This is a genomic window from Amycolatopsis sp. NPDC004772 (genome assembly GCF_053601215.1).
This window is the reverse complement of record NZ_JBSGBK010000011.1, coordinates 36,988-53,084: the sequence shown is the minus strand read 5'-3', so window position 1 is coordinate 53,084 and position 16,097 is coordinate 36,988. Positions and strand designations below refer to the sequence as shown.

The 16,097-nt window shown below is 72.2% G+C and carries 13 protein-coding genes; 10 read left to right on the top strand and 3 right to left on the bottom strand.

From position 1 onward, the window contains the following. The first annotated feature begins 124 nt into the window (after positions 1-124). The 9 genes from ACWEF6_RS09655 to ACWEF6_RS09615 all read left to right on the top strand — a co-directional run bounded on the left by ACWEF6_RS09655 (position 125) and on the right by ACWEF6_RS09615 (position 10,507). Entirely contained in the window at positions 125-994 is an 870-nt protein-coding gene (locus tag ACWEF6_RS09655; RefSeq protein ID WP_449682509.1) for an FAD binding domain-containing protein, read from the top strand. Further along, positions 985-1,455 (top strand): (2Fe-2S)-binding protein, encoded by a 471-nt coding sequence (locus ACWEF6_RS09650; protein ID WP_449682508.1) that lies wholly within the window; start codon positions 985-987, stop codon positions 1,453-1,455. Before ACWEF6_RS09655 ends, ACWEF6_RS09650 begins: the two co-directional genes overlap by 10 nt. Continuing rightward, positions 1,452-3,743 carry a xanthine dehydrogenase subunit D gene (gene pucD, locus ACWEF6_RS09645; protein ID WP_449682507.1) on the top strand — a complete coding sequence of 764 codons (2,292 nt, stop codon included), beginning with the start codon at positions 1,452-1,454 and terminating at the stop codon, positions 3,741-3,743. Before ACWEF6_RS09650 ends, pucD begins: the two co-directional genes overlap by 4 nt. 1 nt (position 3,744) lies before the next feature. Further along, entirely contained in the window at positions 3,745-4,227 is a 483-nt protein-coding gene (locus ACWEF6_RS09640) for a nucleoside deaminase (RefSeq protein WP_449682506.1), read from the top strand. Positions 4,228-4,340: 113 nt separating this feature from the next. Beyond that, positions 4,341-5,786 (top strand): NCS2 family permease, encoded by a 1,446-nt coding sequence (locus ACWEF6_RS09635; protein ID WP_449682505.1) that lies wholly within the window; start codon positions 4,341-4,343, stop codon positions 5,784-5,786. Between the two features lie 12 nt (positions 5,787-5,798). Beyond that, complete coding sequence (locus ACWEF6_RS09630) at positions 5,799-6,176, top strand: allophanate hydrolase-related protein (protein WP_449682504.1); 378 nt, start codon at positions 5,799-5,801, stop codon at positions 6,174-6,176. After that, positions 6,173-7,273: a glycerate kinase gene (locus ACWEF6_RS09625; RefSeq protein ID WP_449682503.1), complete on the top strand. Its 1,101-nt coding sequence runs from the start codon at positions 6,173-6,175 to the stop codon at positions 7,271-7,273. The genes ACWEF6_RS09630 and ACWEF6_RS09625 overlap by 4 nt, the downstream gene beginning before the upstream one ends. Positions 7,274-7,324: 51 nt before the next feature. Continuing rightward, positions 7,325-8,020: a TetR/AcrR family transcriptional regulator gene (locus ACWEF6_RS09620; RefSeq protein ID WP_449682502.1), complete on the top strand. Its 696-nt coding sequence runs from the start codon at positions 7,325-7,327 to the stop codon at positions 8,018-8,020. Between the two features lie 264 nt (positions 8,021-8,284). Beyond that, a complete protein-coding gene (locus ACWEF6_RS09615; RefSeq protein ID WP_449682501.1) occupies positions 8,285-10,507 on the top strand; it encodes a glycoside hydrolase family 15 protein in 2,223 nt (740 codons plus the stop codon). A 66-nt stretch (positions 10,508-10,573) separates the two neighbouring features. Here the strand turns inward: ACWEF6_RS09615 and ACWEF6_RS09610 are convergent, their stop codons facing one another. Both ACWEF6_RS09610 and ACWEF6_RS09605 read right to left on the bottom strand, forming a co-directional pair. Beyond that, complete coding sequence (locus ACWEF6_RS09610) at positions 10,574-11,443, bottom strand: hypothetical protein (protein ID WP_449682500.1); 870 nt, start codon at positions 11,441-11,443, stop codon at positions 10,574-10,576. Beyond that, complete coding sequence (locus tag ACWEF6_RS09605) at positions 11,440-12,441, bottom strand: SPFH domain-containing protein (protein WP_449682499.1); 1,002 nt, start codon at positions 12,439-12,441, stop codon at positions 11,440-11,442. The genes ACWEF6_RS09610 and ACWEF6_RS09605 overlap by 4 nt, the downstream gene beginning before the upstream one ends. A 78-nt stretch (positions 12,442-12,519) precedes the next feature. On the opposite strand from ACWEF6_RS09605, the gene ACWEF6_RS09600 reads away from it, so the two are divergent. Further along, positions 12,520-13,197, top strand: coding sequence for an NUDIX hydrolase (locus ACWEF6_RS09600; protein ID WP_449682498.1), 678 nt, complete (start codon positions 12,520-12,522; stop codon positions 13,195-13,197). Positions 13,198-13,200: 3 nt separating this feature from the next. Here the strand turns inward: ACWEF6_RS09600 and ACWEF6_RS09595 are convergent, their stop codons facing one another. After that, a complete protein-coding gene (locus tag ACWEF6_RS09595; protein ID WP_449682497.1) occupies positions 13,201-16,038 on the bottom strand; it encodes a glycoside hydrolase family 2 TIM barrel-domain containing protein in 2,838 nt (945 codons plus the stop codon). Positions 16,039-16,097 lie beyond the last annotated feature (59 nt).

Genomic DNA, 16,097 nt, shown 5'->3' with positions numbered 1-16,097 from the left:
GGCGTTGGAGGAAAGTACAAACGCGGGCCGGAAATTCACCCGTCTTTCAGGGGTTTTGCCGTGGTCGGGGCCACGCGGGAGCGTGTGTACTTCTTGCCGAAGCAGCCCCGAAAGGACGTCCACAGTGGAATTCCTCCGACCCGACTCGCTGGCCGCCGCGCTCGCCGCGAAGGCCGCGAACCCCGGTGCGGTCCCGCTCGCCGGCGGCACGGACGTGCTGGTCGAACTGAACTTCGACCACCGCCGCCCGGAGTCGCTCCTCGACCTCGGGCGCGTGCCCGAACTGCACGAGCACGGCACCGACGGCGGCCGGATCCGGATCGGCGCGGCCGTGCCCTACACCCGGATCATCACCGAGCTCGGCCCGCGGCTGCCCGGCCTGGCCATGGCCGCGCGGACGGTCGGCTCGCCGCAGATCCGCAACCGCGGTTCGGTGGGCGGCAACCTCGGCGCGGCCTCGCCCGCGGGCGACTCGCACCCGGCGCTGCTGGCCGCGGACGCCGAGGTCGAGATCGCCTCCGTCCGCGGGACGCGGGTCGTCGCGGCGAAGGACTTCTACGTCGGGGTCAAGAAGAACGTGCTGGAGCCGGACGAGCTGATCACCGCGGTGCTGCTCGCACCGGCCACCGGGCCGCAGCAGTTCAGCAAGATCGGCACCCGCAACGCCATGGTCATCGCCGTCGCGGCCTTCGGCCTGGCGTTGCACCCGGAACAACGCCGGATCGGCACCGGCGTCGGCTCGGCCGCGCCGACCCCGCGGCGGGCCTTCGACGCCGAGGAGTTCCTGGCCGCCGAGCTGGACTGGGACGCGCCGAAGCCGATCGCCGACTCGGTGAAACGCCGCTTCGGCGACCTGGTCGCGGCGGCCGCGTCGCCGATCGACGACGTCCGGGGGAGCGCGGCCTACCGGCGTCACGCGCTGAGCGTCATGGCGCGAAGGACGCTGACCTGGGCCTGGACCGAATACTGCGGAGGGAGCGCGAAGTGCGCGTGAACGTCACCGTCAACGGCGAACCCCGCCGGGCGGACAACGTCTGGGAGGGCGAGAGCCTGCTTTACCTGCTGCGCGAGCGGCTCGGGCTGCCCGGCTCGAAGAACGCCTGCGAGCAGGGCGAATGCGGTTCTTGCACGGTCTACCTCGACGGCGTCCCGGCGTGTGCCTGCCTGGTCGCGGCCGGACAGGCCGAGGGCCGCGAGGTGGTCACGGTCGAAGGCCTGGCCGACGGGGAAGCCCTGGACCCGGTGCAGGAGGCGTTCGTCGAGCGCGGCGCGGTCCAGTGCGGCTTCTGCACGCCCGGCCTGCTGGTGGCCGCCCACGACCTGATCGAGCGGAACCCCGAGCCGTCCGACGTCGAGATCCGCGAGGCCCTGGCCGGCAACCTCTGCCGCTGCACGGGCTACGAGAAGATCCTCGACGCCGTCCGCGACGCCGCCGCGCGCAAGGCCGTCCGATGAGCGCACCGGCCCGCTCCCCGCAGGAGCTGCACGACACGATCGCCGGCGGCATCGGCGAGAGCCCGCTGCGCCCGGACGGCACGCTCAAGGTGCGCGGCGAGTTCGCCTACTCCTCGGACCTGTGGCACGAGGACATGCTGTGGGGCGCGACCCTGCGCAGCCCGCACCCGCACGCCCGGATCGTCCGCCTCGACGTCTCCCGCGCGCTCGCCCAGCCGGGGGTGCACGCGGTGCTGACGCACGAGGACGTCCCGGGGGAGAACGTCTACGGCCTCAAGTTCCAGGACACCCCGGCGCTGGCCGCCGACCTGGTGCGCTACCAGGGCGAGCCGGTCGCGATCCTGGCCGCGGACCACCCGGAGATCGCGCGGCAGGCGCTCAAGGAGATCGTCGTCGAGTACGACGTCCTCGAACCGGTCACCGACCCCGAGCGGGCCGCGCACGACGACACGCTGCCGAAGCTGCACCCGGGCGGGAACCTGGTCCGCCACCAGCGGATCGTCAAGGGCGACCCGGCCGCGACCGCGGACGTCGTGGTGTCCGGCGTCTACGAGATCGGGATGCAGGACCAGGCGTTCCTCGGTCCGGAGTCCGGGCTCGCGGTGCCCGCCGAGGACGGTGGCGTCGACCTCTACCTGGCCACCCAGTGGCTGCACGTCGACCAGCGCCAGACGGCGAAGGCCCTCGGCCTGCCCCTGGAGAAGGTGCGGCTGACGCTGTCCGGGGTCGGTGGCGCCTTCGGCGGCCGTGAGGACCTGTCGATGCAGATCCATTCCTGCATGCTGGCCCTGCGCACCGGCCGTCCGGTCAAGATGAGCTACAACCGGCTGGAGTCGTTCTTCGGGCACGTCCACCGCCACCCGGCGAAGATGTACTACGAGCACGGCGCCACCCGCGACGGGAAGCTCGTCTACGTCCGGGCGAAGCTGTACTTCGACGGCGGCGCGTACGCGTCCAAGACGCCGGTCGTGGTCGGCAACGGCACGACGCTCAGCGTCGGCCCCTACGACGTCCCGAACGCGCACATCGAGGGCTGGGGCGTCTACACGAACAACCCGACCTGCGGGGCGATGCGCGGCCTCGGCGCGGTGCAGCCGACGTACGCCTACGAGTCCCAAATGGACAAACTGGCGGCCGCTCTGGGCCTGGACCCGGCGGAACTGCGGATCCGCAACGCGCTGAGCGAAGGGTCCACTGTGGTCACCGGACAGGTGGTCGACTTCCCGGCGCCGGTGGCGGAACTCGTCCAGCGGGTCCGCGACCTGCCGCTGCCGCCCGTGCCCACCGGCGCCCGGGACATCCGCGACCTCCCGGGCGGGGCGTCGAACACCACCCACGGCGAAGGCGTGGTCCGCGGGGTCGGCTACGGCGTGACGATCAAGAACATCTCCTACGCCGAAGGCCTCGACGACTACTCGACCGCCCGCGTCCGGCTCGAGGTGCTCGGCGGGGAGGCGGTGGCCATGGTGCACACCGCCGCCGCGGAAGTCGGGCAGGGGCTGGTGACGCTGCAGCAGCAGATCGCCCGCACCGAGCTGGGCGTGGCGCGGGTGAGCGTGCACCCGGCCGACACGAGCGTCGGCGACGCCGGCTCCAGCTCGGCGTCGCGGCAGACCTACGTCACCGGTGGCGCGGTCCGCAACGCCTGCCGCGCCGTCGCCGAAGCCGTCTGCGAGCGGCTCGGGGTGCCGGCCGAAGGCATGTCGCTGACCGGTGGGAAGGTCGTCGCGGCCGACGGCGAGGTCGTCGCGGATCTGGCCGAGCTGCTGGGGGACAGCGCGATCGAGGAGACCCGCGAGTTCCACCACCGGCCGACCTACCCCCTGGATCCCGAGACGGGCCAGGGCGACGCCCATGTCCAGTACGGCTTCTCCGCCCACCGCGCGGTGGTCGACGTCGACCTGGACCTCGGCCTGGTCAAGGTCGTCCAGCTCGACTGCGCCCAGGACGTCGGCAAGGCGATGAACCCCGACGCCGTCGTCGCTCAGATCCAGGGCGGCTCGGCCCAGGGCCTCGGCCTCGCCGTGATGGAGGAGATCCTGGTCAAGGACGGCAAGGTCCGGAACCCGTCGTTCACCGACTACCTCATCCCGACCATCCTCGACATGCCGCCGATGCGCGTCGACGTCCTCGAGCGCCCCGATCCGCACGCGCCCTACGGCGTCCGCGGCGTCGGCGAACCCCCCACGATCTCGGCCACGCCCGCGATCGCCAACGCCATCCGCGCGGCCACCGGCCTCGAGCTGCCGCGCGTCCCGATCCGCCCCGAACACATCACCGGAGTCTGAGATGACCGTGTCCCTTTCCGTCGAAACCGAATGGCTCGACGAAGCCGTCCGCATCGCGGAGACCAACGTCGCGAACGGCGGCGGCCCCTTCGGCGCGCTGATCGTCAAGGACGGCGAGGTCGTCGCGACCGGCGTCAACCGCGTCACGGCGAACCTGGACCCGACCGCGCACGCCGAAGTCGTCGCGATCCGCGCGGCCTGCCAGGCACTCGGCACGTTCAAGCTCGACGGCTGCGTACTCGTCTCCAGCTGCGAGCCGTGCCCGATGTGCCTGTCCTCGGCGCTGTGGGCGCGGGTGGACAAGGTCATCTTCGCCGCCGACCGCGACGACGCGGCCAAGGCCGGCTTCGACGACCGCGCCTTCTACGAACTCTTCGACCGCCCGCGCGAGACGTGGACGGTCCCGGTGACCCGGCTGTCCGCAAAGGACGGCTTCGCCCCCTTCGCGGCCTGGCTCGACAAGGCCGACCGCACCGACTACTGACCCACGAAGTCAGCAGCTGACCGGAGCACCACCGAATCGAACGTCCCGCTCGGCCAGGCACGGCGTGGTGCCTGGCCCTGGCCGAGCACCCCCCACCGGCAAGGGCAGGACGCATGACCCAGCTTGAAGTCCCCACCCCCGTAGTCGACGACGTACCCCCGCAACGCCGCTCGCTGCTCGACAAGCTCTTCGAATTGCGGGCCCGGCAGAGCACCATCGGCCGCGAAGTCCGCGGCGGCGTCACCACGTTCGTCGCGATGGCCTACATCGTGCTGCTCAACCCGCTCATCCTCGGCGCCTCCGCCGACATCACCGGCGCCCGGCTCTCGGCCGCGCAGGTGACCACGGCGACCGCGCTGGCCGCCGCCGTGATGACCGTCCTCATGGGACTCGTCGGCAATGCGCCCCTCGCGCTGGCCGCCGGCCTGGGCATCAACGGCATCGTCGCCTTCCAGATGGCCCCGGAGATGACCTGGGCGCAGGCGTTCGGCCTGGTCGTGCTCGAAGGCGTCTGCATCGTGCTGATGGCCGTCAGCGGGGTCCGCGAACGGATCATGAACGCCATCCCGCGGCCGCTCAAGATGGCGATCACCGTCGGGATCGGGCTCTACATCGCCCTGGTCGGCCTGGTCAGCGCCGGGTTCGTGACCCGGGTCCCGGACTCGGCGCAGACCACGGTCCCGGTGCGGCTCGGGGCGAGCGGGCACCTGCACGGCTGGCCGATCGTCGTCTTCTGCTTCGGCCTGCTGCTGATGATCGTGCTGATGGCCCGGAAGGTCCCGGGCGCGGTGCTGATCAGCATCGGGGTGGCCACCGTGCTCGCCGTCGTGCTGCACCAGGGCTTCGGCGTCGGCGGCTGGGGGCTCACGACCCCGGAACTGCCCGACCACGTCCTCGCCGCCCCGGACTTCGGGCTCTTCGGCCACATCGACCTCTTCGGCGGCTTCGCCTCGGCAGGCGCGCTCGCGGCGACGGTCTTCCTGTTCACCCTGGTGCTGTCGGGCTTCTTCGACGCCATGGGCACGATCACCAGCGTCTCCGACGAAGCCGGGCTGTCGAAGAACGGGAAGGTCCCGCGGATGGGCCGCATCCTGCTGGTCGACGGCGCAGGCGCGATCGCGGGCGGCGTCACCGGCTCGTCGCCGAACACGGTGTTCCTCGAATCGGCGGCCGGCGTCGGCGAGGGCGCGCGGACCGGGCTGGCCAGCGTCGTCACCGGCCTGCTGTTCGCCGGCACCCTGCTGTTCACGCCGCTGGCCGGGGTCGTCCCGGCCCAGGCCGCGGCGCCCGCGCTGGTGGTCATCGGCGGCATGATGGTCGCGCAGTGCCGGACCATCCCGTGGCACAACCCGGACTACACGATCCCGGTGTTCCTGACCGCGGCCCTGATCCCGTTCACCTACTCGATCACCAACGGCGTCGGCGCCGGCCTGATCGCCTTCGTGCTGATCAAGATCGGCCGGGGCAAGTGGCGCGAAGCCGGCTGGCTGCTCACCCTGCTGGCCCTGGTGTTCGCGGTGTACTTCGCCGTCGACGGCGTCGAAGCCCTCTTCCGGTAAAGGAGTTCCCTCGTGGCCCTGATGTTCTTCAACGGCGGCGCCATGCGCGGCGAGCCACTGCACCACCTGCTCGAAGGATCGCCGTTCGTGGGCGGCGCGCGGACCGCGGCCAAGTACCGGTTCTACGCGGTCGGCGACCAGTGCCCGGCGCTGTACCCGGTTTCCCACGGCGGCGCCGAGGTGACCGGCGAGGTCTACGACGTCTCGCTGGACGACCTGCGGGACCGGGTGCTGCCGTCCGAGCCGCACGAGCTGGAGCTGGGGGTGGTGGAGCTGGCGGACGGGAGTTCGGCGTTCGCGATGCTGCTGCGGCGGCCGTACACCTCGCACGTCGCCCTGCGCGACATCACCGAGATCGGCGACTGGCGGGCGTTCAAGGCGAGCGCGTGAAGGTCCTGATCGCGCCGGACAAGTTCAAGGGGTCGCTGACCGCGGGGGAGGTGGCGTCGGCGGTGGCGGCCGGTCTCGCCGACGTCGACCCCACGGCGGCGGTCACCACCCTCCCGGTGGCCGACGGCGGCGAGGGCACGGTCGACGCGGCCGTCGCCGCCGGGTACCGGCGCGTGCGGGTCCCCGCCCGCGGCCCCACCGGCCTTCCGGTGACCGCGTCCTACGCCGTCCGCGGCGACACGGCGATCGTCGAGCTGGCCGAGGCGTCCGGGCTGCACCGGCTGCCGGGCGCCCCGGCCCCGCTCACCGCGACCAGCGCGGGAACCGGCGACGTGATCGCGGCGGCGGTCCGGGCGGGCTGCCGCCGGATCGTCCTCGGCGTCGGCGGCAGCGCGGGCACCGACGGCGGCGCCGGCCTGCTGACGGCGCTGGGCGCCCGCCTCCTGGACGCGGCCGGGCGCGAACTCCCCGCCGGGGGAGCGGCCCTGTCCCGGCTCGCGTCCCTGGACGTGTCGTCGATGTCCGAAGTGGACATCGAGCTGGCGAGCGACGTGGACAACCCGCTCTGCGGGCCCCGCGGGGCCGCGGCCGTCTACGGCCCCCAGAAGGGAGCGTCCCCCGACGACGTCGAGACCCTCGATGCCGCCTTAGGGCACTGGGCCTCGATCGCCGGAGCCGAGTTCGCCGAGCGCCCGGGAGCCGGAGCGGCCGGGGGAGTGGGCTTCGCGGCCATGGCGGTCCTGGGCGCCCGCGTACGGCCCGGCATCGAGCTGCTCCTGGACCTGCTCGGCTTCGATGCGGCCCTGACCGGAGCTGCGCTGGTCATCACCGGCGAGGGATCCCTGGACGAGCAGACGTTGTCCGGCAAGGCCCCGGCCGGAGTGGCGGCAGCCGCGGCGGCCAGGGGCATCCCGTGCGTCGCGGTCTCCGGCCGCTGTCGGCTGTCTTCGGTGCAGTTGAAGGAGGCGGGTATCTCGGCCGCGTACGCGTTGACGGACCTGGAGCCGGACCCGGCGCGCTGCATGGCGGAGGCGGCCCCGCTGCTGCGCCGCCTGGCCCACCGGGTGGCGGCCGGCTACTTCTCGCTGTCGAGGTGATCGCCCGCGACACCGAACAGGTGCTACCGAAGATTTGTTACCATTGAAACCATGGCAACGAAGACGGCGCTGGACACCCGCGAGCGAATCCTCCAGGCGGCGGCGGCACTGCTCGCGGCCGAGGGGCGCGACGGGCTGTCGACCCGGGCGGTGAGCGCGGCGGCGGGCGTCCAGCCCCCGGCGCTGTACCGCCTGTTCGGGGACAAGGACGGCCTGCTGGACGCGGTGGCGGCGTACGGCTTCGACGAGTACCTCAAGAGCAAGCGCAAGCTGGGTTCGACGGGCGACCCGGTGGAGGACCTGAGGCGAGGCTGGGACTTGCACATCGAGTTCGGCTTGTCCCGCCCGGAGTTCTACGTCCTGATGTACGGCGACGCACGCCCGGGCCGAATGTCCCCGGCGGCGCGCGAAGCGGAGGCGATGTTGCGAAGCATCGTCGAGCGCGTAGCGGAGGCAGGGAGGCTCAGGGTGGGCGTGGAGAGGGCGGCCCGCCTGACCCACGCGGCAGGAATGGGCGTGGTCCTGACCCAGATCGCCACGCCGGAAGATCAGCGAGACCCAGAGCTCTCGACAACGGCACGTGAGACGGTCTTGACCCGAATCCTGACCGGAACCGAGCAGCCCAAGGAATCGGACCTCCCGGAGCGAGCGATAGCGCTGAGGGCGGGCCTAGAAGGCGCCACGGCACTGACGGAAGCCGAGCGAATCCTCCTGGCCGAGTGGCTGGACCGCATCGCAGACGCATAAAGCAACCACTCGCCAACCCAGGCCCCCCGCAACCCCGATCCGAAGCCAGAACACGGCCGGCACCACCGGGTCAAGGCACGCTTTCCCGCCTTGACGCGGTGGTGCCGGCCGTAGTCACAATCCAGGCTTCGGGGTTACGGACCTACTCCGTATGACCTAGCTCTGGATCGATAAAGAACGACCGGACATTGCCTGTCATCACCCCAGACCTCAATATGTTGCAGCCAACAACATATGCATCGACAACGCCGTCGGAGGCCCGCAATGATCAGGTGGAAAGCCGTCCTGGCCTGCACAGGAGCAGCAATCCTGCTTACCGCGGCCCTCCCGGCACCGGCCCAGGCGGCCGGAACGGCAACGGACTGCTGCGGAGGAGGAGCCTCCTGGGCCACGGGCAACAAGTCGGCCCTCGGAACGGCGACGACAAGCACCAGCCCGGTCTGGTTCACCGTCGCCAACGGCGTCACCTCGGAAGTCTTCTACCCCCGGGCGGACGTCCCCGACATGCAGGACATGCAGTACATCGTCACCGACGGCAGCACGTTCGTGGACCTCGAGCGAGACGCCACGAACCACGCCGTGACCATGCCGGACGAGAAGTCCCTCCAGTACACGATCACCAACACGGCCAAGAGCGGCAAGTACCGGATCACGACGAACTACGTCACCGACCCCGCCCGCGCCACCCTGCTGACGAACACCCGCTTCCAGTCCCTCGACGGCGGAACCTACCGCCTGTACCTCCTGGCCAATCCGTCGATGGCGGGCGGCGGAGCGAACGACAACGCCTGGTGGGACGGCACCGGCCTGGTCGCCGGCGGCACCGAAACCCTGTTCGGCGGCACATCCACCACGGTCGTCTCGGCCCTGCGCGCCTCCACCGGCTTCACGGCACACGACAACGGCTACACCGGAGCGGGCAGCGACTGCCTGGCCGACCTGCGCGCCGACAAGACCCTGAACAACCAGTTCGACACCATCGCGGGCAACGGCAACGTCGTCCAGTGCGGCCAGCTCCCGGTCGGCACGGACACCACGTTCACCGTCGCCCTCGGCTACGGCAGCACCGCGGCAGCGGCGACGTCGAACGCCACCGGCTCCCTGAGCAGCGGGTTCGCCGCGGTCTCGGCGTCCTACCGAAGCGGCTGGAACACGTACGTCAACGGCCTCAAACCGGCCCCGGCGAGCGTCTCGGGAGACGCCCAACGACGTCGCGCCTACTACGTGGCCGCCATGGCGCTCAAGACGGCGGAAGACAAGCAGCACCCGGGAGCGAGCGTCGCCGGCCTGGCCACCCCGTGGGGTGACTCCACGAACGGGGACCACCTCAACGACGGCTACCACCGGGTGTGGGGCCGGGACCTCTACCAGCAGGCCACCGGCCTGCTGGCCGCCGGCGACACCGCCCAGGCCAAGCGCATGGCCCAGTTCCTCTGGAACTCCCAGTGGATCGGAACCGCCACCGCAGGCGACGGCACGACCTACCCGGCCGGCTCGTTCCCGCGCTACAGCCCGGTTTCCGGGGTGAGCGGCGCCAGTGCCCAGCAACTCGGCTGCTGCGAACAACTGGACCAGGACGCCGACGCGATCCTCCTGGCCTGGCTGACCGGACTCACCGACTCCGCCACGTACGCCAAGGTCAAGACCACGGCCAACCACATCCTCGCGACAGGCCCGGACACGACCGAGCGCTGGGAGGAGCAGTACGGCAAGTCGCCGTCGTCGGTGGCCGCGGAGATCGCCGGCCTGATCGCGGCCGGCGCCATCGCCCGGGCCAACGGCGACCCGGCGAGCGCCACGTCCTGGGAGTCCACCGCGGACACCTGGCGCAATTCCCTGGCGGGCTGGACGGTGACGACCTCCGGCTACTGGGGCGGCCACACGTACTACGAGCGCCTCGACCGGGCCGGCAACCCGAACGACACGGCGACGATCTGCTTCGACGAAGGCTGCTTCTACGAGCACGACGTCACCGACTTCGGCTTCCTCGACCTGGTCCGCCTCGGCATCCGCCCGGCCGGGGACGCCACGATCGCGAACTCGGTGGCCCCGACGGCCGCCGCCTCGGACGGCAACTCCTCGGTGCAGGTCACGCTGCCCAACGGCGACATCTACTTCCACCGCTACCCGCACGACAACTACGGCGAGAGCACCGCGAACTGCAGCGGCTGGCCGGCGAACGGAAGCCAGCGGTTCGGCCGGCTGTGGCCGGTGCTGTCGGGGGAGCGCGGCCAGTACGAGCTGGCCAACGGCCGCTCGGCCGCGGTGTACCTGAAGTCGATGGCGGATTCGGTCAACGAGGGCTACTTCGTGCCCGAGCAGGTCTGGGACCGCGCGGACGTCGCCTGCTTCGGCCTCGGCCGCCCGACCGGCAGCGCGGGCCCGCTGATGTGGGCCGAGGGCCAGTACCTGCGCCTGGCCCAGAGCATGGACGCCGGCCACAACCTCGACACCCCGTCGATCGTCAAGGCCCGCTACGGCACCTGACCCGCCGGAGGGACGACACGCCCCCTCGCCGTGTCGTCCCTCCAATCACGCGTGTCGTCCGTTCCGTCACCGCACCAGGCGGACGGTCTTCGCCGCCGGGACGAAGGTCGCCGTCTGGCCGCGGGTGAGGGCGACGGTGTCGGCTTCGAGGCCGTCGCCGAACGCGACCAGCCGGTCCGATTCGACCTCGACCGTCAGCGGCGCCCGGGTCAGTTCCCCTTCGGTGCGGGTGGTCCCGGTCGTCGGTGACGGCCACGCCTCCCGCACGAACCAGACCAGCCGGGCCTCGCCGGGCGCCGGCAGGGGCAGGCCGCTGCGGCGTTCCCGCCACACCGACCCGCACCAGCCGGTCGCCCCGGTGCCCGTCCCGACCAGGATCCCCGACGACGCCTGGCGTTCCGCCGGCCCGCCACCGACCCCCAGCCGGTAGCGGGCCGTCTGGTGCCCGGCGTGCCCGAGGTAAATCTCGTTGAGGGCGAGCAGCCGCTGGCCGTCGTCCGCGGTGAGCTCGGCCATCGTCCGGTGTTCGACGTCGGCCGTGGACCGCACCAGGTCCGCGACCGCCTCGACCGGGTGCTTGACCAGGACGCCGGGGGCACCGGGCGCGACGCCGATCACCGGCTGGCCGTCGAGGTACTTGGCCACGTTCGCGATGAGGCCGTCCTGCCCGACCACCACGACGACGTCCTCGGGTGTGAAGAGGAACCGGTCGAGATCCGCACGTTCGACCTCGCCGCGGCGCCAGTCCAGCGGGATGGCGGCACTGGCCGCGGCGAGCGCGGCACGCAGGGTCGTGTCGGCTTCGAGCACCTCGGCGAGGTCGCGGCCGCGGGTGCGCAGGAAGAACTCGGCCTGGCCGCGCGTGCCGTGCCGGGCGACGAGCTCGTCCAGTTCGGTGCGGCGGTGGACGAGCACGACCCGCGGGGCGAGGCTCACGAGCGGATGCCCAGCTTCGTCAGCAGCGGCGCGAGCAGGTCCGGCGTGAGCACCAGGCTTTCGATCTGCGGCAGGTTGCCGGCCAGCTCCTTCAGCGCCAACCCGGTCAGCACGCCCTCGGGCAGGTCGCGGTACGCCGCCAGCCGCGCCGCCTCGCCCGCCGCTTCCGCTTCGCCGAGCGCTCGCTTGCCGTCGGCCTTCACCTGCGTCAGCCGTTCTTCACGCGACGCCTGCGCCTCCGTCTCGATCCGGTTCGCCGCCGCGGCTTCCTCGGCCTGCCGCCGGGCGTTCGCGCCGCGCTGGGCGAGCAGCTGCTCCTCGCGGCGGGCCAGCTCGATCTGGTTCTGCAGCTCGTTTTCGCTGATCGCGCGTTCCCGTTCGACGGCGAGCGCACGGCGTTCGAAGGTCGCGCGGTCGGCCTCCTGCTGCACCTTCTCCCGCGCGGTCGTCTGGAGCGCCTTCTCGACTTCCGGCTCGGCCCGGATCGCGACGACCCGGACGTCGATCACCGCCGAACCGGTCTGCGCGAGCCGCGTGTCCTCCTCGGCCAGGCCGGCGCGGATCCGGTCGCGGACCGCGCTGACGCCGTCGACCAGTGCGGTGGCCAGGTCGATGCGGGTCAGCACCTCGACGGCGTACTGCTGCACGTTCTCCGTGAGCAGCCCGCTGATCTGCGCCAGGGGATCGCTTCGCCAGCGGCCGGTGTCCGGGTCGATGGAGAAGTCGATGCGCTGGGCGGCCAGTGCCGGGTCCTGGATCCGGAAGGTGAGGGCGAGCTGGACGGTGACGTCCTGGAAGTCGGCCGTGCGGGCGTGGAACAACAGTGGCAGCTCGCGGTCGTCGACCGGGACCTCCGAGACGACCGCGGTCAGCGGCCGGTACCAGAACGACAGCCCGACGCCGTCGTGCGCGAGCTTGCCGCGGCGGTAGTGGCGGATGTGCACGGTGGGGGCACCGCGCAGGTGCCGGAACCCGAACCGGCGGTCGATGTCGGCCATGGAGCCCTCCTCTTATCGTCGAGGTGACGATATGGGCTCGGGTGGCTAATCGTCAAGCTGACGATTAGGGTGGGTGGCATGGGTCACCCACCGTTCGCCGTCACCGTGGATCTGGTCGTGCTCACCCTGACCGGGGAGGAGCTGTGCGCCCTGCTGGTGCGCCGGGGCGTCGAGCCGTACTTCGGCGAGTGGGCGCTGCCCGGCGGGTTCGTCCGGGAGGACGAGGACCTGGCGGACGCGGCGCGTCGCGAGCTGGCGGAGGAGACCGGGCTGGCGCCGGGGACCGTCCACATCGAACAGCTGGCGGGCTACGGCGCCCCGGACCGCGACCCGCGGATGCGGGTGGTGACGGTGGCGTACCTGGCGCTGGCGCCGGACCTGCCGGTGCCGCGCGCGGGCACGGACGCGGCGGAGGCCCGCTGGGCACCGGTGCGCGAGCTGCGGGCCGAGCGGCTGGCGTTCGACCACGACCGCATCCTGGCCGACGGCGTCGAACGAGCCCGGGCGAAACTGGAGTATTCCCCGCTGGGTACGGCGTTCTGCGCGCCGGAGTTCACGGTCGCGGAGCTGCGGAGGGTGTACGAGCTGGTGTGGGACACGCGGCTGGACCCGCGCAACTTCCACCGGAAGGTGACCGGGGCGGAGGGGTTGCTGGAGCCGACGGGCCGGACGACCACGCGTGACGGTGGCCGCCCGGCCCGGCTGTACCGGCGGGGTGCGGCGGAGGTGCTGTACCCGCCGATGCTGCGGAGCTGAGCCCTACCGGCCCGGCACCGCCCGGAACCACAGCGTGAACTCCGTCTTCTGCGGCGACAGCCGGTACTGCGGCAGCACCCCCGGCCCGCACGACGCCGTCCCGAGGCCGTGCTGGGCGACGTCCAGCGTCAGGTGCACCACGTCGTCCGGCACCAGGTCGTCGGTGTGGCGCGCCTCCTCCAGCGCCGCCGCGGTCCAGCGGCGGGCCGTGAACTCGAAGAGCGGGTCGCCGTCCACGCGGAGGCCCGCGCCGTCCGGGGTGGTCAGCCGAGCCCAGCGGACCGCCGTGCGGTTGCCGTTCTCCTGCGGGTACACGTACGGCGTCTGCAAACCGTCGACGCTGCTGGAAAACCGGCCGATCCGCGCCGCCAGGCGGCTGTCCGGGTACGCCTCGCCCGGGCCGCCGCCGAACCACTCCGCCGTGCCCCACTCGCCCGGGATGGCCATCGCCAGGCCGAGCCGGGGGAGTGTGCCGGGGAACTCCCCGTCCGGGGTCACCTCGACCCGCAGCCGGAGGCGGTCGTCGAACGCCGTCCACGTGTAGTCGGCGAACAGCCCGAACGGCTGGGCCGGCGGCGCGACCCGGGTGCGTACCACCAGTTCCTCGCCGTCGGCGTCGACCGTGATCACCCGGTGCTGCATGCGGTGCAGCCCGGCCTCGCGCCACTGGTCGGCGGCGGGCCGCCCGGCGAACGTGCCGCGGTCGTTGTCGGTCGTCGCGCGCCAGACGTCCAGGCGCGGGCCGGCCACCGCGTGCCCACCGAGGGCCGACAGGATGCCCGTCGCCGGGTCGAACTCGCCCGCACCCAGCACCAGCCGCCCGCCGGTACGGAACACCGGCCCGCGCGCGGGCAGCGGCGCCGCGACCGGGGCCGCCGACACCGGCAACTGCCCCCAGCCGACGACGTGCCCGGCCGGCGCCCACGCCGTCGCCGAGGCCAGCGACGCGGACACCGTCAACCACGCCTCACCGCCCGTCGCGGGCAGAGCGGGCAACGGGACCACTGTGCTCTGTCCTGATCGGACGGACGGAACGTCGAGAACACCTTCGGCGACCGCGATTCCCTCGTCCTCCAGCACCCAGGTGAACGTGAGGTGCCCGGTGTCGGCGAAGTCGTAGTGGTTGCTCACCGCGATGCCGTCATCGCCGGCCGAGATCCGCACCGGTTCGATCACCTTCGCGAACTCGACCAGACCGGGCGACGGCGTCCGGTCGGGGAAGAGCAGGCCGTCGATGACGAAGTTGCCGTCGTGGATCGGCTCGCCGAAGTCCCCGCCGTAGGCGAAGTGCCTGTCGGCGGCGAGCCCGTGGTCGATCCACTCCCAGAGGAACCCGCCCTGGCAGTTCGGGTACCGCTCGAACAGCTCGCGGTACTCCAGGAGGCCGCCCGGGCCGTTGCCCATCGCGTGCCCGTACTCGCACTGCAGGAACGGCAGGTCCCGGCGGCGCGCGTTGTCGTCGTCCCGGCGGCCGATCCGCTCGACTTCCTCGTGCGTGGCGTACATCCGGCTGTGCACGTCGACGTAGGCGCAGTCGTGGTCGCCTTCGTAGTGGATCGGCCGGCTCGGGTCGCGCCGGCGGACCCACTCGGCCATCCGCGCGAGGTTCTCGCCGGTGTGGCTTTCGTTGCCCAGCGACCAGAGGATCACGCTGGGCCGGTTCTTGTCCCGCTCGACCGTGCGCCGCATCCGGTCGAGGTACGCCTCGGCCCACCTCGGCTCGCCGCTGGGGTTGCCGGCCCAGCCGAGCAGCTCGAAGCCGTGGGTCTCCAGGTCGCACTCGTCGATCACCCAGAGGCCGAACGCGTCGCACAGCTCGAGGAACGCCGGGTCGGGCGGGTAGTGGCTGGTCCGGACCGCGTTGACGTTGTGCCGCTTCATCAGCAGCACGTCGGCCAGCGCCGTCTCCGGCGAGACCACGCGCCCGGTGCGCGGGTCGTGCTCGTGGCGGTTGACCCCGCGCAGCATCAGCGGCCGGCCGTTGACCTTGAGCTGCCCGCCCTCGACGGTGACGGTCCGGAACCCGATGCGCACCGGCACCCGCTCGGCCGCGGTGGTCAGCGCGCCTTCGTACAGCCGCGGGGTCTCGGCGCTCCACGGCTCGACCGGCAGCTCCAGCGCATCCCCGGCCGGGTGCCCGGCGACGCCCAGCTCGGGCAGGTCCAGCAGGACGTCCGGGCCGGTCTCGACCCGGATCGTGCCCAGGCCGGTGGTGTGGTCGTAGTCCGCGCGGACCCAGTAGTCGCCGATGCCGCCGGCCGGGCGGGCGAGCAGGGTGACGGCGCGGAAGATGCCCGAGAGCCACCACATGTCCTGGTCTTCGAGGTAGCTGCCCGCCGACCACTGGTGCACGCGCACGACGAGGACGTTCCCGGACGGCCGCAGCAGCGACCCGACCTCGAACTCCGAGGGGAGCCTGCTGCCCTGCGTGACGCCGAGTTCGGTGCCGTTGAGCCAGATCCGGCCGCAGGAGTCGATGCCGTCGAAGCGCAGCACCGCGGACCCGGCCGGCCAGTCCGCGGGCAGGTCGAACCGCAGCCGGTGGTCGCCGGTCGGGTTGTCCGACGGCACGTGCGGCGGGTCGACCGGGAAGGGGTAGGGCACGTTCGTGTAGGCCGGGCGCCCGTGGCCGTGCAGCTGCCACAGCGACGGGACCGGCAGCTCGTCCCACGCCGAGTCGTCGAAGTCCCCGTTTTCGATCCCCGCCGGCGCGGCCGCGAGGCTCGGCGACAGCCGGAACCGCCAGGTGCCGTTCAATGACAACGATGGCGCGTCGGAGGTGAAAGCCGCGCGCGGCGGAAGGGAACCGCGGCCCGGGCCGGGGTCTTCGAGGTACGACATAGGGTCCTTTCCGCACTCGGCAGGCGCCCGAGAACGTTCCCGTGAACGTTCACGGACCG